The sequence below is a fragment of the Dyella sp. ASV21 genome, assembly GCF_016428975.1.
Classification (GTDB): Bacteria; Pseudomonadota; Gammaproteobacteria; order Xanthomonadales; family Rhodanobacteraceae; genus Dyella.
On record NZ_JAELTT010000184.1, the window covers coordinates 1 to 418 of the forward strand.

Genomic DNA, 418 nt, shown 5'->3' on the forward strand with positions numbered 1-418 from the left:
CCCCCCCCCCCCCCCCCCCCCCCCCCCCCCCCCCCCCCCCCCCCCCCCCCCCCCCCCCCCCCCCCCCCCCCCCCCCCCCCCCCCCCCCCCCCCTTTTTTCACCCCCAAGACGGAAACCGAGATTCGGTCACGGGTCTCGTGGGCTCGGAGATGTGTATAAGAGACAGCGCGCCTGGGTCATGGCACGCTCAAGCTCAATCGCGACTGGACCGATGCCGCCGAAATCGTCGCCGCATCCACCACGCGCACGGCCTCGCCCGGTGGCGAGAAGCGGGCGGCGTTCTCCAGGATATCCAGCTTGAGGTCGGGAAACAGTTTGCGCAGGCTGTCTCTTATACACATCTGACGCTGCCGACGACAACGTTCGGGTGTAGTTGTCGGGGGGCGCGGGATGATGAGAAAAGGGGGGGGGGGGGGG

1 protein-coding gene is annotated in these 418 nt (G+C 70.6%); it reads right to left on the reverse strand.

The genetic code is table 11. The features are described 5' to 3' along the window. Nucleotides 1–177: 177 nt before the first annotated feature. Complete coding sequence (locus JHD67_RS21490; protein WP_199101173.1) at nt 178–342, reverse strand: hypothetical protein; 165 nt, start codon at nt 340–342, stop codon at nt 178–180. Nucleotides 343–418 lie beyond the last annotated feature (76 nt).